Source organism: Rheinheimera baltica DSM 14885 (assembly GCF_000425345.1).
Taxonomy (GTDB): Bacteria; Pseudomonadota; Gammaproteobacteria; order Enterobacterales; family Alteromonadaceae; genus Alishewanella; species Alishewanella baltica.
The window spans coordinates 31,956-51,767 of the sequence record NZ_AUDG01000021.1 but is presented as its reverse complement, the minus strand read 5'-3'; the positions used below and the strand labels follow the sequence as shown (position 1 = coordinate 51,767).

Sequence of the window (19,812 nt, the reverse complement as noted above, 5' to 3'; positions counted from 1 at the left end):
TCCTGCTTGTTGTGCTATTGAGTAATGGCATTTTTTATCCAATGATACTGATAAGGTGCTTGACCTTCTATGGCGATAACATCAAGCCTACAGGCCTGCTCTGTTAATTTGTGCTGTTGTAAATACCAACGACTGGCACGTAATAATTTTTGTTGTTTACTTACCGTTACCGCTGCTGCAGCGCCACCAAACGCGTTGCTTGCACGGTATTTTACTTCTACAAACACCAGGCAGACACCGTCTTGCATAACCAAGTCAATTTCGCCTGCCTTGCAACGAAAGTTCTGCTGCAGCAAAGTCAGGCCCTGACGCTGTAAATAGTCCAGCGCTAGCTGCTCGTAAAGTTGGCCTAGCGTATTCATTACCTGTTAGGGTTCCTGCAGCGGCCGTAAGCGGTTATTACGATAACTTGCCCAACTTAGTTGGCGCACTATGCTGCCATTGTTGTTAAGACGTAATTGCCCCGTTAAGCCGGAAAACACCGTCGCAGGTAGTTGCTGTTGCTGTCGTAGGCTACCAATCAATTGGTAGGCATCATAGCCCATGGCAAATAATCGCTGCAGGGCTTCGTCTTGTTCCGGAAATAGTTGCTGATATTGTTGGCGCAGTACGCTACTGCTTCTCTCCCCCAGCATCCAGGGCATTTCTGTAAATGTCAGACCGTTGAGGTCACGTTGGTCTGTTGTATCTAAGCCGGTGCTGTGGCTGCGCGAGCTGGCGTAGACAGGAAGTCTGGGCGCAGTTTCACTAACCGACACATCGATAAAAGGTTTAAATAATTGAGTCTGTACCGGATCAGCAATTAAATAAATAGCATCAATGTCCAACCGGCTGTGCGGGTCTGCTTCAAGCTTTTGCGGCATTAAATTGCTGATTTGTGTCACCCTTTCGCGGCTGCGGTCGGTTTCCAGTAAGCGGCTAATCAAGTTTTCCAGCTCTTCTTTACTGCTAAATTGGTGTTGTTCTACTGCCGTATTGCCTAATTGTTGCCACTGCGCGGTAAAACGCTGCTGCATGCGCAAGCTAACGTTGCTAGCCGCACTTATTACCACTGGGCGTTGGTAGTTTTTTTGACTAAACAACTGAGCCATTTGTGCGGCTTCATCATCCATGCTTAACGCGAAATAAAAGTGTTCTGGTTTCGAATCATAGTTGCTGTCTTTATTATTTAAAAACAACGTTGGCCAGTTCCAGTCAGTCAACTGACTAATACTGTCTACCTGCTCTTTTAGCAAAGGGCCGATAACAAATTCAGCCTGTGCCTGACTAATTTGCTGCTGAATTTCAACGGCGCTTTGTTGGCTGTCAATAAACACCAGATTGGCAATACCCTGATTTGTGGCCGCAGCTAAAATACCGTATTGCAGAGCTTGCGCATGAGGCCTGAACTGACCGCTAAGTGGCAAAACAACGGCAACACGTTGAGGTTGATAAGGTTTTAAGTGGATAAGTTGTTGCACTCCAGCCGGTAAGTGCTCAAGCGCGGGTAAAGTAGGATAGCGACGCTGCCAGTCAGCGAAAGCTTGTTGTAATGCCTCGGGCTGGCCTATATGACGCCTACTTAACTGCGCTAAGCTTAACCAGGCAGCAGTATTATAACTTGCATCAGTAGCTAAGGTTTCCAACTGACTGTCACTGAGGGCAGATAGGTTTTGCCACAATAGATCCGGATACTGTGGGTAAAGCAGCAACGCATCCTGCTGTTGTTCTAACTGCAACAACGTGCGACACGCTGCTAAATAGCGTAACTGGTTACTGTGCTGCTGGCTAATCAACCATAAAAACTCCGCTTTGTCCGCGACGGGAACATTTTCTGTATCGGTATTTTCTAGTAGCAATGACAGACTTTGTTGCTGGTTTGTCGCCAGGTAAGCTTTTAGCAGCAATAGGGTATTTTGCTGAACAATAGGCTTATGGTTGCTGTGCTTTAAATTTTCAGTAATTGCCAGTGCTAGCAGGTAATCTTCATCAATTAGCGCTTGTCGGGCAGTTTTAATTAAATGTTCTTGCTGAGATACCTGTTGATAATTGCCTGCCAGTTGATACATTTCCCTCGCTGACAACTGCTGTGGTTGTGGTGTTGCTGCTGAAGTAACTGGGAGGTTCTCAGTTAACGGCGGTTTGACCGGCCCCTGAGCGCAACTGGTCAGAAGGCCGCCAAGGCAGATAAATAACACGGGCTTTAATTTGCTGGAAGTCACAATGCACAGTACCATAGCGAAACAATGGTCTTATCTTACTGAGACTGCCGGTTAAGCTCAATTAAATAGCGTACATTAATCACGAAATGGCAAAAGATAACGGTTTTTTATATGTAGTGGCTACGCCAATAGGCAATCTGGATGATATTAGCCAGCGCGCAATCAACACCTTAAAGCAAGTTGATTGGATAGCAGCTGAAGACACCCGCCATACCGGGCGCTTGCTGTCGCATCTTGGTATTAGTGCCAAGACTATTGCCCTGCACGACCATAACGAAAAACAACGTGCAGCCAGCATTATTCTAAAATGTCAGGCTGGCGAGCATGTGGCCCTGGTGTCGGATGCCGGTACGCCGCTTATAAGTGACCCAGGTTACAGTTTAGTTCGCCAGTGCAGAGAGGCGGGAGTTCGTGTAATACCTATCCCCGGACCTTGCGCGTTAATTACCGCACTGTGTGCCGCTGGTCTACCCACTGACAAATTTCACTTTATTGGTTTTTTATTGCCGAAGAGCCAACAGCGACAGAATCAGCTGGCCGATGTGCCTGCAGGCGTTGGCACCATAATTTGTTACGATACCGCGCGGCGTATTAAAGACACCTTGCAGGATGTCACCGCAGTATTTGGCAACGATCGCGAGCTGGTGCTGGCCAAAGAACTGACTAAAACCTTTGAACATTTGGAATACGGTACCGCAGCGCAGATAACGGCTTGGCTGGAACAAGACCCACAGCGATGTCAGGGCGAAATGGTGCTGATGATTGCACCAACACCCAAAGCCGACAGCGAAATCAGTGATGCTGCGCAAACGACACTTAAACTGCTGTTAGCCGAGTTGCCGCTGAAAAAAGCCGCTGCGCTGACCGCTGACATTCATGGTATGAAAAAGAACGCCTTGTACAAACTGGGCTTGCAATGGGCTGGTGAAACGGAATAAAACCGGTATAATCGCCGCCGTGAGTCGGCCAAGACAATCGCTGCCTGTGAAAACAGGGGGAGGAAAGTCCGGGCTCCACAGGGCAGGGTGCCAGGTAACGCCTGGGGGGCGTGAGCCTACGACCAGTGCAACAGAGAGCAAACCGCCGATGGCCCGTACGCAAGTTCGGGATCAGGTAAGGGTGAAAGGGTGCGGTAAGAGCGCACCGCACGGCTGGCAACAGTTCGTGGCACGGTAAACTCCACCCGGAGCAAGATCAAATAGGCCCCCTTTGGCGCGGCCCGCGTTGGGGGCGGGTAGATTGCTTGAGGCTTAAGGTGACTTAAGTCCTAGAGGAATGATTGTCACTCTGGCAACAGAGCACAGAACCCGGCTTAACGGCCGGCTCACACTTTTATATCAGTGACTTAATAGTCGCCAAAGCCTTTTTTGGGCGCTTTTGGTAAGGCTTGCTGGGTTATATTCAGCATAATGTCTTTTTGCTGCTCTCCTGCTCTAATGCTTATGTCTTGTGGTAACTGTGGTTGTTTCTGCCACGGATGCCATACTGCGAGCTGAAAATCTGCTTCGGGTATATCGTTAAAATGCGCTTCGCCATTGGCATCTGTCATGACACTAAACCGGCTGTGACTAACGTAAATGTATGCCAGCATATTATCGTGAATGTTACAGCCCAGTGTTACCACACCTGCTTGATCAAACAATACCGGCGCTTCTGGCTTGCCTGCATATAAACGCAGTTCAAAAGCTTTGGTTTTGGAGAAAGAATAAACATGGTGTCGGGTTTTGTCTAAATTTGGAAATTCAACTAAGGTTCCTTGCGGCACAAGACTAACAAAAGGCTGGAAGTTTAAGTCTTGTTGAATCACCTGCGCGCCAGCCGGCTCTGGCACAGCAGGATATTGATTGTTTATCAGCTCTATCACCGTATAAGGTAATGGTTTTTGCTCTGCATCAATAACCTTTATATGCAGTGTTGCTGCAGCGACATGCCAAGAAAATAAAAACAGGATAAGTGTTATTAACTTTTGCATAGTTAGGCTTGTAGTTGCTGAATAATGCTTCACGATAGTACATTCGTTGCATAAAAGCACCGAAAACATCCAAGAGGTTGTCGATGATAAAACCCAATACTCGCTGCATATGTGCTTTGTTTTGTTGTCTACCGTTATACGGTGCTGCAGCCGTTGAGTTAATGATTAGTGCTAAAGGTGAGGCGTATCTTTCACAAACGGAACCTAATGAGCTCGTAAACAAAACCTGGTTTAACCGTGGCACCGGACAGCTTGATTATGCTGAACAGGCAATCGGTTTGGGGCCGCAATATGTCGCTATTGATGCGCTAACAGACAGTGCATTTTCTGCGCGAGTGCATGCGCAGTGGCATGCTAAGCCAGAAGCTGGAGCATCGGTAACTGAAGCCTGGTTAAACTGGGCGCCATTGCCGGTGGCGGGCTATCGTTTACGGGGGAGGCTGGGGTACTTTTATCCACAATTGTCATTGGAAAATACCGATACCGCATGGACATCACCTTACAGCAGTACCTTTTCTGCCATTAATAGTTGGGTGGCGGAAGAAGTTCGGGCGCGTGGCGGTGAGCTGAGTATAAGCCGGCCTGGACGTTTTTTTAACGCCAACCATAGTTGGACCGCCGTGCTTGGCGCGTTTCAGGGTAATGATCCGGCTGGAACCATTTTAGCCTGGCGCGGCTTTGCATTGCACAATTTACAGACCGGTTTGGGCGAGCGGGTTAACTTTGCCAGATACCCCAGTTTTCAAGTTGATCCTCTGACATTACAACCTGCTTGGGTTGAACCCACCCGAGAGTTAGACCACCGCACCGGCTATTATGTGGGGCTGCATTGGGAACATCTGCAGCAAACGCGTGTTAGAGCCTACTATTATGATAACAAGGGCGATCCGCTAGTGTTTCGGCACCAGCAATATGCCTGGCGCACTCGTTTTAGCAGTGTCGCAATACAACATGTGATTAATGACGACTGGCAACTCGTTGGGCAGTGGTTACAAGGCGATACGTTAATGGGGCCAAGTGTGGTAGCTGCCGATTTTACCGCCTGGTTTTTACTGGCACATTGGCAGCATGGCGCACTTAATGCGACCGTGCGATATGATGATTTTAACGTGGATGACAAGGACAATATTCCCACTGACAACAATAGCGGTAACGGCCAGGCGATGCTGCTGGCGCTTGGTTATAGTGTTAATGACCACCTTAATGTTGCACTGGAACATGTACGGCTAAATAGCGAGCAGCAGAATCGTCAGCAGCAATGGCTCTGGCCTGCAAAGCAACGGCAGTCGTTGACAAAATTAGTGCTTACGTGGCGTTGGCAATAAAAAAGCCCGCGCAAAGCGGGCTAAAGACCAGGAACAGCTTGAGTTTGAGGTCATCCATGACGCAGCATTACCCGTTCAGTAAACGCTAAACGGGTAATGTTTGTTACATAAACTTATATTCAACTAACAAGGTATAAGCGCGTCCACGTGGATCTGCTATACGAGGTTCCCATCCTGCTCCCGCAGCAAAATCGTTTTGGTGTGCGGTAAATGGTGGGTCTTCATCAAATAAGTTTTTAATACCAAAGGTCATGCTCAAATCGTCGATACCTTTGTAGGTAACGCTGTAGTTATAGGTGACATAGGTATCTACTTTAGGATCCCAGCCAGATGGCACATAGCTTTCATTACGCACACTTACTGGTAGCTCATCGTTATAACCATCACGGTACAGTTGCGTTAGGCTGTGGCTCCAATCGCCATGAGCATAGCTAAAGTTGAGCGTGTGCTTCCATTTAATTGGTAGGTTGTAATAGCGTACATACTCACCAACCAGATTTTCACTGTATGGTAAGCTATCGATACCTTTACTTTTAAAGGTGTCTATATAGCTACCGTTTAGGTTTAACTTCCACGCTCCACCGGCGAGTTCCCCGGTTAAGTTAGCGTCAAGTTCAATACCGCGAGTTAAAGTACCCCCCGAGTTGATATAACGACGGTCTATCGCCACGATGTCGCCTTGCCCATTGCGGATCCAGTTCGCTGTAAACAAGTCATAGTTTTCAATCAATACGTCACGCGGTGCTGAACGAATAGTGTCAGTGCGTTCAATTTCCCACCAGTCGATACTGATATTGAAGTAATCAACCGGAACCACCACAAATCCAAAGCTCTTCTGCTCAGACTCCTCCGGTGAAAGGTCTTCTTTACCACCGAAAATTTCTACTGGTTGAATACGCTCGCAGCCAGCAATATTTTCATCCGCAACGCCCCCCGGACAAGTAGCTGGGTCTGCCAGATCTAAACCGGTGTACTGTGATTCCGTTACACCATTGAACAGTTGATTAAACGACGGCACCTTAAAGCCAGTACTAAAGGCACCACGGAACATTAATTCCTCGATTGGGCGATAACTAAACGATAATTTAGGATTAGTGCTGCTACCAAAACCATCGTATTTGTCATATCGACTGGCTAAGGTGACATCTAAATTATCTAATATCGGGAAGTATACTTCGGCAAACACTGCTTTGATGTCGCGGCTTACTTTGTCTAAAACGTTAGCATTATCAAACGGGGCATTAAAGACTGGTCTCAGTTCAGCGCGTTCATCACCGTTAAATTTAAACTCTTCACGGCGAAGATCTACACCGGCTGCCATCATGATGTTGCCACCGGGCAGGCTGAAATTCAGCTCACGAGAAAAAGTGGCGTCTATCTGTGTCATGATAGACTCACCGCCATACAATTTAACACCGTATGCTGACGCGCCTTCTAATGCAGCCATACCTGCTGCAGACTGGCTTTGCCCTGGTAGCAAGAAAGGATTAATTAGGCCACTGCCCAGAACTTGCTGCAACTCTGCAGTGTAATGATAACCGGTACCCAAGGTTGAATCAGACTCGCTGGATGCGCGTGAAATACCAATGTTGTAATCCCAGTCGGCTATTATGCCTTCGAAAGCCGCTAGAAAACGATATGCCTTTGTTGAGGTATCTATTTCACGCGGGCCACATGCTATACAGCGCCAACGGTAAGCTATGCGTTCACCGTAGTTAAGCTGATCTGCGCCAAAGTAACCGGACAATGCATTATAAATAGCGTCATAAGACTCACCGGTACTAGGATACCAAGCATCGGGGCCAAAGGTTGAACCTGGCGAAATTTGATTCGGTTCAAAGGCTTTACTCACATCGACTTGTGATGCAACAAACTCCAGCGTTGCCATATGAGATTCAGCCAATTTAAATGTGGCACGACCGATAAAGTCGATGCTTTCTTGTGGCTGTTGGATACGGGCTGCTGCCGGATAATCATAAGCACAGGCATAGCGTGACGATTCAGAACTCCAAAGTTTATGATCGTAAGGCCCCATTAAATCGCCACCGGTTTCACAACCCGCTGCGCCTGGTAAATCCAGAATATTAATGGCGGTAACAGATTGTCCATCAAGCGGGTCAATTAAGCCGGTACCAATTAAATTGGCTTGAGAAGAACCACGATTAAATACCGTAGCAAAAGGTGTTCCTCTAGTATCGGGTGACAGACCGCGGTTAGGCTGGAAGGTGGTAGAAAAGTCTCGATCATTACCCGCTAATACTTCATTTTTTTTGTAAGACAGAGTGCCGAATACGTTCCAACCATCTTTATTAATGTCACCGGTACCAAATAACACATTAGTACGGAAGATATTGCCACCACCAGCTTCGGTATGATCGACGAAAGCCGACGCTTCGGCACCGGTATAATCTTTCTTGGTGATAAAGTTGATAACGCCGCCGATAGCATCGGTACCGTACACTGCCGAGGCACCATCTCGTAATACTTCAACCCTTTCCAATGCGGCAAACGGTATAGAGTTTAAATCTACTGAACGACCCTTCAAGCCATGAGTCGCAACACGGCGACCATTTAGTAATACCAGTGTGGCATCAGATCCCTGCCCACGCAGGTTGGCACCAGACACACCGTTATTCCCGCGTTGCTCTTCAGATACAATGCCACCATTGCTGGCTAGGTTATCAGACGAGTTACCTGCAATGTTCATTTGTAATAGCAATTGTTCAGCAGACGTAATACCTGCTGCGTTAATGTCTGCGCGGCTAAATACCGTAATGGGCAAATCACCTTCGAGTGCTGTTCGTTTAATACTGGAACCTGTTACCCGGATCCGTTCAACTTTGACGTCAGCTTCAGAGGTGTCGGTTTGCTGAGTTGTCTCTTGGGCAAATACTTGTGTGCTTAAGCCTGCAAGGGCTAGTGCTTGGACGAGCTTATTCAACTTCATCACTTTCTCTCCTGGAGTTGCATTGTTCTGTTTTTATACTGGCGTTGCGTTACCCGGGTCTGTCTGCCCGCTTAAGAGTGTGTACAGCATGTCTATTTTCTGCACAAAATTAACATAGCAATATTTCTTTCCTTTTGAAAATAATTTATGCTTAATTTTTAAAAAATTTGGAATATTTCATTCCTTGACACTATTTTTGATTTATTGCCTTATGTTGTACTTGTTAGTTTGGCTGAAGAGCCAAACAGGAAAAGTGATACACATAAACGTCAGAAGGAGGGGGCATGAGGTTAATAGTGTGGTTATTGTGCAGTTGCTGCACTTTTGCTCAGAGCACGGTGTTTGCAAATCAGTTTAGTTCTGATGTGCCGTTGCTGCAAAAAACCTTTTTAAAGAGCCAGTTTTGGCTGGCAGCATTGCCCGACGCCGACAGAGTGCTGCTCACTTCAGAGCAAGTAGCTGCGCGTAATAAGCAAACTTTTGCGCTACAACCCCAAATGCAGTTGCTTGCTGATTTACCGGCGCATTACAGTCAGGAGGATTTGCGTAAAATTATCCGCACAGTTAGCGCTGAACCGTCTAGCACCCGGTTTTATGAAGATGGTACAGCACTTAGCGCTAAGCATTGGCATGCTTACCTGCGATTACTCGCACTGGACGAGATAAAAGCACAAAACGTGATCCAGTTTGGCTTAATTGTTAAACGTACGGCGTTACGTGCCTTTCCTACTGAAGACCGCGTATTTAATGCAGAAGGAAATAAAGATTTAGATCGTTTTGCAGAAACGGCATTATTTCCAGCAGATGCAGTGGCAGTGTTACATCACAGTAGTGACAAACAATGGCGTTTCGTACGAAGTTATAACTATACCGGTTGGGTGAAAACGGCAGATATTGCTATTGGTAACAAGCAACAGGTACTGGAGTTCACTGAGCAACAACCGTTTTTAGTTGTCACCGGTGCCAAGGTGCATACGGGTTTTACGCCAGAGCAACCTGAGGTGTCTGAACTGCAATTTGATATGGGTATAAGATTGCCATTACTGAATGCGTCAGACACCGGTGTGATGGTCAATGGTCAAAACATCGCTGCTAGCTACATTGTCAAGTTGCCGCAGCGTAATGCTGCAGGCCAACTGGTGTTTATGCCGGCTCTTATACCACTAAGTGCAGATGTTGTGCAGGGCTATTTGCCGTTCACGGAGCAAAATATTATTAAGCAGGCATTTAAATTTTTAGGTGAGCGTTACGGTTGGGGGCACGATTACAACGGCCGGGATTGCACGGGCTTTATTTCCGAAATTTTTCGCAGCATGGGGCTGTTGATGCCACGCAATTCGTCAGAACAAGGTATGGGAACATATGGCCAAAATATCCGTTTTAGTGCACAAAGCGAGCATGCTGAAAAGCGGGAGGCGCTAAAGTATGTGCAACCTGGTGACCTATTCTATTTTCCCGGTCATGTCTCATTATATTTAGGCCGGTTGGATGACCAACCGTTTATGATCCACGACGTAAATACGCTTATTTACCCAAAGCAGAATGGCGATGTGTATCGTGGGAAGCTAAATGGTGTTTTTGTTACGCCATTACTGCCATTAAATGCTAATGCTGAGCAGTCATATTTAGACGCGCTCTATGCTATTAAATCACTGCGTTAATCGAGGCCACAATGATTATAACTGACATAAAACTGGGTATGTTGCGTGTGCCATTAAAAACGCCGTTTAAAACGGCACTGCGTACGGTTAATGCTATTGAGGACGTCGTTGTTATGGTTATCACCGACACCGGTCATATTGGCTATGGCGCAGCGCCCGCTACGGCGGTGATTACCGGTGACATTCATGGTTCTATAATTGAAGCTATTCGTACTGTAATAAAACCCAAGCTGATTGGACAGCCTGTCGCAAGCCTGAACTATATCGTGCGCCTGATTCAAAGTTGTATTATGAAAAACTACAGTGCTAAAGCGGCAGTTGAGATGGCAGTTTATGATTTGTTTGCCCAGTCGTTTAATGCGCCACTTTATAAAATCTTGGGTGGTGGCGTGCCTAAAATTACCACTGATATTACCATTAGCGTTGATTACATCGACAAGATGGTAGCCGATTCGTTAGACGCTATTGAACGCGGGTTTGAAACACTTAAAGTAAAAGTGGGCAAAGATATTGGTGTCGATATAGAGCGGGTAAAAGCCATTTACGCTGCGGTGGAAGGCAAAGCACTGATCCGGCTGGATGCAAACCAAGGCTGGAGTGCAAAAGAGGCAGTGTATGCACTACATAAGTTAGAAAGTGACGGAGTGCGGTTAGAGCTAGTTGAACAACCGGTAAAAGCCTATGACTTGGATGGTTTGAAATACATTACCGAGCGGGTACACACGCCAGTGATGGCTGACGAAAGTAGTTTTGGCCCAAGAGAGGTCATAGACCTTATTAAAATGCGCGCAGCCGACATCATCAATATTAAACTGATGAAAACCGGCGGTATTGCCAATGCTATTAAGATTGCTGATATTTGTTCATTCTACGATATGCAGTGCATGATCGGTTGTATGCTTGAAGGCAGTATCAGTGTGGCTGCAGCGGTACATGTGGCGGTAGCTAAATCCGATGTAATAACGAAAATTGATTTAGACGGTCCGTCACTATGCCTGTTTGATCCGGTAAAAAGCAGTGTCAAATTTAATGATGCTGATATCACTATTGAGGATGCACCCGGATTGGGTATCACCGAAATTGACGGCCTTGAAATGTTACCTTAATTAGGTGAATAGCGTAATTCAAGCAGTCTAAGGCTGCGCCAAAATATTAAGTAGCTTGCTGTTTTCTTCCAATTGATGGTCATTATTTTGTTGCTGACAAAGCAACAGATAAAGAATATGACACAGATGTTGTTGTGCCAACTGTACCAATATTGGATTTATTCGTACATTCTCATCTCCACTAAGGGCAAACAAGGCCTGATCGGCTGCTACGCTTAAGGCATTTGTTTTGAAGCTGGTCAGGCTTATAACAGGAATTTGGCGTTGCTTGGCGTAACGCGCCAGTTTGAGCAAATCTGCATTCTGTCCTGATTCAGAAACGAGTAAAACAATGCTTTGCGGGCTTAACATACTCGCCATTTGCAACGCGATTGCGGGGTCGCTGTGCAATAACGCCAGTTTGCCTAATTGCAGTAATCTAAACTGCATATCGTGCGCCACGATACCCGATTTGCCATAGCCAGCCAGTAACACGTTGTCTGCTTTAGCGAGCATATCCGCAACCTCTAACAAGGTTTTTTCTGCGTTAATTTCTAAAATACCGCGTAAGTGGCTTTGCAAACTAAACTGCAGCTGTTCAACCATCGCAGTTAAGTTATTTTGTACTTGCCGGGGTTCAGCGCTATCACGTTGCAATGTTGAAGCCGTAATCACCGCTTCGTTGACGGCCAGCTTTAGATCAGGATAGCCCTTATAGCCCAGTTTTTGGCAAAACTTAACCACGCTGGACTGACTAGTTCCCACTGCATCTGCTAACTGCTGTGATGAATAGTCGCGAAGCAAATTGGCGTTATCCAGAATAAAATCTGCCAGCTTGCGTTCAATCACAGACATTTGTTGCAGCATGCCGCGGATTTTAAGTAAACACACCATTGATGAAAGTCCTGTACCGGCTAGCGGTAATAGCAATAATTTGTTATTAAAGCTTGTATTCAGTATTGAATAATTTATTCCATGTTGGCAAGTTAGTGCAGAAAAAACCAGCAGAAAGTTAAGTGCTGTACATAAAAACAGGGCTATTTTGTATCGCTTTTGATCTGCCTCCACTTTTTCCCACCAAAATCATCACCTTTGCTGCAGCGCTTATTTTTACTGTGTTCGCAATCGATCAATCCATCAGTTTTTACCTTGACAATGGCTAAACCTGCACCCTAAACTGTATCGTTGTGGGGATTTGTGGGTAATAGTGGATCATTTTGGAATTACCGACAAACTAAAGCTAAATTTTATCGCACAGGAAGCTTATGTTTCGTGGCTCATTTACGTTGACACTGGACGAGAAAGGACGGTTAGCGCTACCCGCGCGCTACCGTGAATTTCTGCTGTCTGATTGTCAGGGGCACCTGGTTTGTACTGTAGATATTCATGATCCCTGCTTATTGTTATATCCGCTGGCTGAGTGGGAAGAAATAGAAGAAAAACTCAAACGCTTATCCAGTTTTAACCCTCAAGAACGCAGGTTGCAACGCGTTCTACTGGGCAACGCTGCTGACTGCGATATGGATAAAAGCGGGCGTATATTATTGCCTGCACTACTGCGTCAACACGCAGGCCTAAGTAAAGGTATCCGTCTGGTTGGCCAATTAAACAAATTTGAAATCTGGGACGAAACAACCTGGCATGACCGTCTAGCTGCAGATATTGCATTGGAACAGGCTCAAGCCGGAGAAGTGGAGCTATCAGATCGATTACAGGATTTTATACTGTAAATGAACGCATCGGCGCATATTTCAGTTTTGCTCGAAGAAGCATTAGAAGGCTTAGCGATAAAGCCTGACGGCTGTTATTTGGACGGTACTTTTGGCCGTGGCGGCCACAGTCGTGCCATATTGGCGTTACTGGGTACCAATGGCCGGTTGTTTGCTATAGATCGCGACCCCACCGCGATAGCTGCTGCCGAGATGTTTAAAACCGATAGTCGTTTTCATATCACACACAGCCCCTTTGCCGCCCTGGCAACGATTGCTGAACAACTGCACATCAACGGTGCATTGGACGGTATTTTACTTGATCTTGGTGTGTCATCCCCACAGCTTGACGACGCAGATCGAGGCTTTAGTTTTATGCGCGATGGTCCATTAGACATGCGCATGGATCCCAGCTCAGGTATGAGTGCTGCAGATTGGTTAGCCAAGGCCGACGTTGAGGATATCAGTTTTGTTTTGCGTGAATATGGTGAGGAGAAATTTGCCTGGCGTATTGCGCAAGCCATAGTTGCTGCCCGTGTCGAGACGGCTTTAACCCGTACCGCTCAGTTAGCAAAGCTAATTAGTGACACTGTGCCAAAAAGTAATAAAGAGAAAAAACACCCGGCCACCCGCAGCTTCCAGGCTATTCGTATTTATATTAACAGTGAGCTGGAGCAAGTAAACCAAGCTTTGCATGCCGCTATGCAGGTGTTAAAACCAGGCGGCAGGTTGGTTGTAATCAGCTTCCACTCGTTGGAGGATCGCCTCGTAAAACAATTTATGCGCCGTTACTCCAAAGGTGAGCCAATACCGCGTGGTATTCCGCTAACTGCGGCACAAATGAATCAACGTACTGAGCTCAAACTGATTGGTAAAGCGATTATGCCGTCAGAGCAAGAGCTATTGGCTAACCCGCGAGCACGCAGTGCCGTGCTTCGCATCGCGCAAAAGCAGAGCCATGAGTAGTATTAGCCTGCACCGCCTCATTGCACAAGACTGGCGCCAGCATGGCTGGGTGGTTTTACTGCTATTGGCCTGCGTTGTATCGGCTTTAATTGTGGTGCATTTCGCTCATTTAAACCGTCAGCTTACTATTGCACAAGACACGTTATATCAGCAGCGCGACCAGTTAGATATTGAATGGCGCAATTTAGTGTTAGAGCAGCGTGCGTTGGCTGAGCATAGTCGGGTTGAAGATATCGCCCGCAACCGTTTACAGATGTTACGCCCGTCTGGTGAGCGTGATATCGCGGTAACTGTACCATGAACAGGGAAAAGAAAGTACCTCAAGCAAAAGCCAGAACGGTGCCGTCAGTACTGGGATGGCGTTTTGCTTTTGTGTTGCTGAGTCTGGCGGGCGTATTTACGGCCTTAGTGGTGCGTGCTGCCTGGTTGCAGGTGGTAGAGCCCGATATGCTGGTTAGCCAGGGCGACATGCGCAGCCTAAGGGTAGAAGCTGACACCGTAATGCGAGGCATGATTACCGACCGCAACGGTGAAGAGCTGGCGATTAGTATTCCGGTTGAAGCCATCTGGGCTGATCCTAAAGTAGTTATTGAGCGCCACGCCAGTACAGATGAACGACGCTGGTATGCACTAGCTGACATTTTGCAAATGACGCCGGCACAACTGCTAGACAAAATTGGCGATAATCCGCAGCGACGGTTTGTTTACCTGCAACGCCAGGTCAATCCAGCCGTAGTGGAATACGTCAAAAAACTTAAAGTACCGGGCATATACTTCCGCCAGGAATCGCGTCGCTACTATCCTGCTGGCGAAGTTACTGCACAGCTTATTGGGTTTACTAATGTTGACGATGTCGGCGTAGAGGGCATTGAGAAGCGTTATGACGAGCTCTTAACGGGCACCGCCGGACGTAAAGTATTTCGTAAAGACGCCAAAGGCCGTGAAATAGAGGTGTTAGAACGAGCACAAGCACGCGAACCCGGTAATTTACAGTTGAGCATTGACCAACGTATTCAAACGGTGACTTACCGTGAATTGAAAAAGGCCGTATTGTCTTACGGCGCAACCTCTGGCTCTGCAGTGGTGGTTGATGTACAAACAGGTGAAGTGCTGGCGATGGTAAATAGCCCATCATTTAACCCCAATAACCGAGGTAACACACCCACCTATTTATTTCGCAATCGGGCTATTACCGATACGTTTGAACCGGGCTCAACGATGAAACCGTTGGCGGTACTTAGTGCATTAGAATTTGGTGCAACGTCATTAGATGCGCATGTTGATACTAATCCTGGGTATATCCGTGTTGGAGGCAGTTGGGTACGCGATGGTGTAAACAATAAGGTTCTTGATTTAACAGGTATTATTCAGCGCTCCAGTAATGTGGGCGTAAGCAAACTGGTGTTGTCAATGTCAGTAGAGCATGTGTTAAGCCTGTACGCTAACATGGGATTGGGTGTGGACACTGGTCTTGGCTTAAACGGCGAAAGTAGCGGCATGTTGAGCCACCGCAACCGTTGGTCAGATCATGAACGGGCTACTTTGTCTTTTGGCTATGGCTTGTCAGTAACCGCCGCGCAGTTGGCCCGGGTTTATGCCACCATGGCCAATGGCGGAAAGAGTATGCCGCTGACCATTCTAAAAAATAACGAGTCATTCCCGGCTGAGCAGGTGCTAGATGCAAAGTATGCTGCTGCAATGTTGGAGATGATGGAAGCGAATATTCTACCTGGCGGCACAGCAACTAAAGGACAGGTAAAAGGCTTTCGTGTTGGCGGTAAAACAGGCACAGCTCGTAAGGCGATTGCAGGCGGCTATGGCGAGGACTATGTCGCATCTTTTGCTGGCGTAGGGCCGATTTCAAATCCAAAAATTGCTTGTGTCGTGGTGATAAACGAACCTGCGGGTGATTTTTATCATGGCGGCGAAATTGCGGCGCCAGTATTTGCCAACATTATGGGTGCGACGTTACAGCTGTTGAATCTGACACCAGACGCAGCAAGCCAGCCTCGTGTTTCCGCACTTGCAGGAGATCGCCATGCCGGTTAACAGTAAAGCCTGGTTAGGATTATATGGTAGTGCGGCCCCCGACTGTTCGCTAAATCAATTGCAGCTGGATAGTCGAAAAGTGGGCGCCAATGATGTGTTTTTAGCCCTACCCGGCATACATAGCCATGGCAAAGAGTTTATATCGCAAGCTCTGTTGCAAGGCGCGGCGCTGGTGCTCACAGATGAGGGTGAGTATAACGACGCCAGAGTGCTGGTTGTACCTGATCTAATGCAGCTTCTGCCAGCGTTGGCGGCCAGCTTTTATCAGCAACCAGCGCGTCATTTACAGCTTGTTGGAATTACCGGGACTAATGGTAAATCAAGCACCGCATTTTTTGTAAATCAACTGGCCGAGCAGTTGGCACAAAAAGCGGCGGTAATTGGAACACTGGGATATGGCCACTGCAGTTCGTTGACGCCACTTCCCAATACCACACCGCATTATGTAGACATTCAACGTATTTTGGCGCTTTGCACAACTGATAAAACCAAGTTAGTCGCGATGGAAGTGTCGTCTCATGCTTTGGTACAGCAACGTGTAGCCGGTTTACTGTTCGATGTTGCCGTATTTACCAACCTGACCCGTGATCATTTGGATTATCACGGCTCAATGGCAGAGTACGGCGCTGCAAAAGCAATGTTATTCACACCACAGTACTGCAGAGCAACGGTTGTTAATGTGTCTGACCCGTTTGGTTGTAAATTGGCTGCGCAAAGTGAATTACCGGTATGGGCTTATGGCAAAGCAGAAGATTGTCACGGTTTTAGCCGTTTTCTGGCGTATTCGGATGTCATGCCAACAGAGTCAGGCTACCAATTACAGCTGAGCAGCCACACCACGGAGTATAATTTCACTCTGCCGTTACTGGGTGAATTTAATATTCAAAATGTACTGGCAGCGATGACCACAATGTTAGTGTTGGGATACGACTTAACCACGCTGGTCGCAGCAAGCCGTAACTTGCAATCGGTACCTGGGCGCATGGAAAAGTTCATGTTTTCGCAGCATTTTATGGCTGTTGTTGACTACGCCCATACGCCAGATGCGTTGCAGCAAGCGTTGCAGTCTTTACGGTTGCATTGCAAAAAACACCTTTGGTGTGTGTTTGGCTGTGGTGGAGATCGTGACAGAGGTAAAAGGCCAATTATGGGCCAGATTGCGGAGTTGTATGCAGACCATGTTGTGATCACTGCAGACAATCCACGCAGTGAAGATGTGCTTGCCATTTGTGACGAAATTGCGTCAGGCATGAGCCCAGATGGTAGTTATACCATTGAACCCGATCGTCAACGTGCCATTAAATTAGCGCTGATCAGTGCGCAGCCGGGTGATATTGTGCTAATTGCAGGCAAAGGGCATGAAACCGTGCAAATTATTGGCGCTGAACATCGGCAATACGATGAGCGCGCCTATCTGCGTCAACTCATTACGGAGATGTCAGCATGATACCGCTTAATTGCGCCGAAATTGCCTTAATATTGGACGGTAACTTAACCGGGCATAATGTCAGTATTAATAACGTTAGCACTGACAGCCGTGTAATTGCTGAAAATGATCTGTTTATTGCGCTTAAAGGGCCTAATTTCGATGGCAGCGCTTTTGTAGCTGAAGTAAAAGCGAAAGGCGCCAATGCTGTGGTGGTAGAGCATGCGGTTGATGTCGATATACCGCAAATTATTGTTAAAGATACTCGCTTAGCACTTGGACAATTAGCGAGTGCGATTAAAACCCGACTTGCACCAAAAACGATTGCCGTAACCGGTAGCGCGGGTAAAACCACAGTAAAAGAAATGATCGCTGCCATTCTTGTTCGTCAGGGGCAGGTGTTGGCAACGCAGGGCAACTTTAATAACGACATCGGTGTACCACTTACTCTCCTCAGATTGACGGCAAAACACGACTTTGCTGTGTTAGAGCTGGGTGCTAACCACCAGGGAGAAATTGCTTACACTACCTCCTTGGCTAAGCCGGATGTGGCCATTATTACCAATGTTGCGCCATCACATTTGGAAGGGTTTGGTGATGTGTATGGTGTCGCCCGGGCTAAAGGCGAAATATTTAATGCTGTCTCCGCTGAAGGTGTTGCCATCATTCCGGCTGAGAGTGAGTATAGCGGCTACTGGTTACGCCGCTTAGAGGGTAAACAGGTATTGCAGTTTTCTGCCAACGTTGCAACAGACTATTACGCTGAGGATATTGCGCTAGACGGCTCAGGTTGCGCCGGTTTTGAGTTGGTGAGCCCCAAAGGACGTAAATTTATTCAGTTAACGATTCCCGGCAAGCACAATGTTGCTAATGCTCTGGCGGCGGCTGCTGCGTGTCTTACCGTTGGTGCTAGCTTATCAGATGTTCAGCTGGGTTTAGCACAGATGCAGGCAGTTAAAGGCCGAACCAACGTTAGAATGGTAAGCCCACATTTACGATTAATTGATGACACTTACAATGCAAATGTTGAGTCAGTTAAGGCGGCCATTGATTTGTTAGCGTCTTATGCTGGTTATCAGGTGTTGGTTCTTGGCGATATGGCTGAGCTGGGTGCTGACGCTCGTGTTTATCACGAAGAAATTGGTTTATACGCAAAAAAAGCGGGTATTAATCTGTTGTTCACCCTCGGCGTGTTATCTCAGAGCGCCAGTGACTTGTTTAACGGACAAGGGGCACATTTCAGTTCGCGTCAGGCGTTGTTACAGCGTTTGTTGCCACTGGTATCAGAGCACCAGGAAGTTACCTTGCTAGTGAAAGGCTCGCGTAGTGCGAAAATGGAATTAGTAGTACAGGACTTGCTAGAAAGTTGTCAGCAGGAGAGTAGCCCATGCTAGTTTGGTTGGCCGAGTATTTAACCCAATACTTCAGCTTTTTTAATGTATTCAGTTATCTGACGTTCCGCGCCATTCTGGGTATTTTAACCTCGTTATTATTAAGCCTGTATTTAGGCCCTAAATTAATTGCCCGCTTGCAGCGCATGCAAATTGGACAGGTAGTGCGTGGCGATGGCCCCGAAAGCCATTTCTCGAAAAAAGGCACGCCAACAATGGGTGGTTTACTCATTTTAGGCTCAGTGTTGCTAAGCACATTATTCTGGGCCAACCTGGAAAATAAATATGTTTGGGTTGTGCTGTTTGTTCTGGTGAGTTTCGGCTGGATAGGCTTTGTAGACGATTACCGTAAAGTTATCCGTAAAGATCCTAAGGGCTTAATTGCACGTTGGAAGTACTTCTGGCAGTCGCTCTTTGCCATTATAACGGCGGCGTTTTTGTATTTCACTGCTGAACGACCTGCTGAAACAGCCCTTCTGGTGCCGTTTTTAAAAGACGTTATGCCGCAACTTGGCTTGCTATTTTTGGCTCTGAGTTATTTCGTTATTGTGGGTACCAGCAATGCCGTAAACCTAACCGATGGTCTTGATGGTTTAGCCATAGTGCCAACCATCATGGTGGCCTCGGCTTTTGCCATAATTGCTTATGTTAGCGGTAACGTTAATTTTTCCGGTTACCTAAATATCCCTTATCTGCCCCACGCCAGTGAGCTGGTAGTGGTGTGTGCGGCGCTGATTGGTGCCGGGCTGGGTTTCCTTTGGTTTAACACTTATCCAGCGCAAGTGTTTATGGGCGATGTTGGCTCACTTGCTCTGGGAGCAGTACTGGGTGTAATTGCTATCCTGGTGCGTCAGGAAATCGTGCTGTTTATCATGGGCGGTGTTTTTGTTATGGAAACACTGTCGGTGATTTTACAAGTGGGATCATACAAACTGCGCGGCCAGCGTATTTTTCGCATGGCGCCCATTCACCATCACTATGAGTTAAAAGGTTGGCCGGAGCCACGTGTTATCGTGCGCTTTTGGATCTTATCGATCATCTTTGTGCTGGTTGGCCTAGCCACCCTGAAGCTGAGATAAT

At 47.1% G+C, this 19,812-nt stretch carries 16 protein-coding genes and 1 other RNA gene; 12 read left to right on the top strand and 5 right to left on the bottom strand.

Going from position 1 to position 19,812, the window contains the following annotated elements:
• Positions 1-14 precede the first annotated feature (14 nt).
• The gene (locus tag H595_RS0108875; RefSeq protein WP_027670898.1) at positions 15-362 is read right to left on the bottom strand and encodes a YraN family protein; all 348 of its coding nucleotides are present in this window, start codon (positions 360-362) and stop codon (positions 15-17) included.
• A 6-nt stretch (positions 363-368) separates the two neighbouring features.
• Positions 369-2,216, bottom strand: a complete 1,848-nt coding sequence (locus H595_RS0108870; protein WP_027670897.1) for a penicillin-binding protein activator — start codon at positions 2,214-2,216, stop codon at positions 369-371.
• A 71-nt stretch (positions 2,217-2,287) separates the two neighbouring features.
• On the opposite strand from H595_RS0108870, the gene rsmI reads away from it, so the two are divergent.
• Positions 2,288-3,139 carry a 16S rRNA (cytidine(1402)-2'-O)-methyltransferase gene (gene rsmI, locus H595_RS0108865; RefSeq protein ID WP_027670896.1) on the top strand — a complete coding sequence of 284 codons (852 nt, stop codon included), beginning with the start codon at positions 2,288-2,290 and terminating at the stop codon, positions 3,137-3,139.
• Between the two features lie 20 nt (positions 3,140-3,159).
• Positions 3,160-3,532, top strand: an RNA gene (gene rnpB, locus H595_RS23455) — RNase P RNA component class A.
• A gap of 14 nt (positions 3,533-3,546) precedes the next feature.
• On the opposite strand, the gene H595_RS0108860 is transcribed toward rnpB, so the two are convergent.
• A complete protein-coding gene (locus H595_RS0108860; RefSeq protein ID WP_051219805.1) occupies positions 3,547-4,173 on the bottom strand; it encodes a methylamine utilization protein in 627 nt (208 codons plus the stop codon).
• 83 nt (positions 4,174-4,256) lie between these two features.
• Here H595_RS0108860 and H595_RS21930 point away from each other — a divergent pair, with 83 nt between their 5' ends.
• Complete coding sequence (locus H595_RS21930; protein ID WP_037054217.1) at positions 4,257-5,498, top strand: hypothetical protein; 1,242 nt, start codon at positions 4,257-4,259, stop codon at positions 5,496-5,498.
• A gap of 103 nt (positions 5,499-5,601) precedes the next feature.
• Here H595_RS21930 and H595_RS0108850 read toward each other — a convergent pair whose 3' ends face one another.
• Complete coding sequence (locus H595_RS0108850; protein ID WP_027670894.1) at positions 5,602-8,445, bottom strand: TonB-dependent receptor; 2,844 nt, start codon at positions 8,443-8,445, stop codon at positions 5,602-5,604.
• 284 nt (positions 8,446-8,729) lie between these two features.
• Between H595_RS0108850 and H595_RS0108845 the strand changes: the two genes are divergently transcribed.
• Positions 8,730-10,106 (top strand): SH3 domain-containing protein, encoded by a 1,377-nt coding sequence (locus tag H595_RS0108845; protein ID WP_027670893.1) that lies wholly within the window; start codon positions 8,730-8,732, stop codon positions 10,104-10,106.
• Positions 10,107-10,117: 11 nt separating this feature from the next.
• Entirely contained in the window at positions 10,118-11,212 is a 1,095-nt protein-coding gene (locus tag H595_RS0108840; RefSeq protein ID WP_027670892.1) for a dipeptide epimerase, read from the top strand.
• 27 nt (positions 11,213-11,239) lie between these two features.
• Here the strand turns inward: H595_RS0108840 and H595_RS0108835 are convergent, their stop codons facing one another.
• On the bottom strand, positions 11,240-12,085 hold the full coding sequence (locus H595_RS0108835) for a MurR/RpiR family transcriptional regulator (RefSeq protein WP_027670891.1): 846 nt from the start codon (positions 12,083-12,085) through the stop codon (positions 11,240-11,242).
• Between the two features lie 371 nt (positions 12,086-12,456).
• Here H595_RS0108835 and mraZ point away from each other — a divergent pair, with 371 nt between their 5' ends.
• From mraZ to mraY, 7 genes are read left to right on the top strand one after another with little or no spacing between them, the layout of a single operon-like run.
• Positions 12,457-12,921: a division/cell wall cluster transcriptional repressor MraZ gene (gene mraZ, locus H595_RS0108830; protein WP_027670890.1), complete on the top strand. Its 465-nt coding sequence runs from the start codon at positions 12,457-12,459 to the stop codon at positions 12,919-12,921.
• Entirely contained in the window at positions 12,922-13,866 is a 945-nt protein-coding gene (gene rsmH / locus H595_RS0108825) for a 16S rRNA (cytosine(1402)-N(4))-methyltransferase RsmH (RefSeq protein WP_027670889.1), read from the top strand. It abuts the gene before it with no gap.
• Positions 13,859-14,167, top strand: a complete 309-nt coding sequence (gene ftsL / locus H595_RS0108820; RefSeq protein ID WP_027670888.1) for a cell division protein FtsL — start codon at positions 13,859-13,861, stop codon at positions 14,165-14,167. Before rsmH ends, ftsL begins: the two co-directional genes overlap by 8 nt.
• Complete coding sequence (locus H595_RS0108815) at positions 14,164-15,915, top strand: penicillin-binding transpeptidase domain-containing protein (RefSeq protein ID WP_027670887.1); 1,752 nt, start codon at positions 14,164-14,166, stop codon at positions 15,913-15,915. Before ftsL ends, H595_RS0108815 begins: the two co-directional genes overlap by 4 nt.
• A complete protein-coding gene (locus H595_RS0108810; RefSeq protein ID WP_027670886.1) occupies positions 15,905-17,362 on the top strand; it encodes a UDP-N-acetylmuramoyl-L-alanyl-D-glutamate--2,6-diaminopimelate ligase in 1,458 nt (485 codons plus the stop codon). The genes H595_RS0108815 and H595_RS0108810 overlap by 11 nt, the downstream gene beginning before the upstream one ends.
• Positions 17,359-18,735, top strand: coding sequence for a UDP-N-acetylmuramoyl-tripeptide--D-alanyl-D-alanine ligase (locus H595_RS0108805; RefSeq protein ID WP_027670885.1), 1,377 nt, complete (start codon positions 17,359-17,361; stop codon positions 18,733-18,735). The genes H595_RS0108810 and H595_RS0108805 overlap by 4 nt, the downstream gene beginning before the upstream one ends.
• Positions 18,729-19,811: a phospho-N-acetylmuramoyl-pentapeptide-transferase gene (mraY, locus tag H595_RS0108800; RefSeq protein ID WP_027670884.1), complete on the top strand. Its 1,083-nt coding sequence runs from the start codon at positions 18,729-18,731 to the stop codon at positions 19,809-19,811. Before H595_RS0108805 ends, mraY begins: the two co-directional genes overlap by 7 nt.
• The last annotated feature ends 1 nt before the right edge of the window (position 19,812 follow it).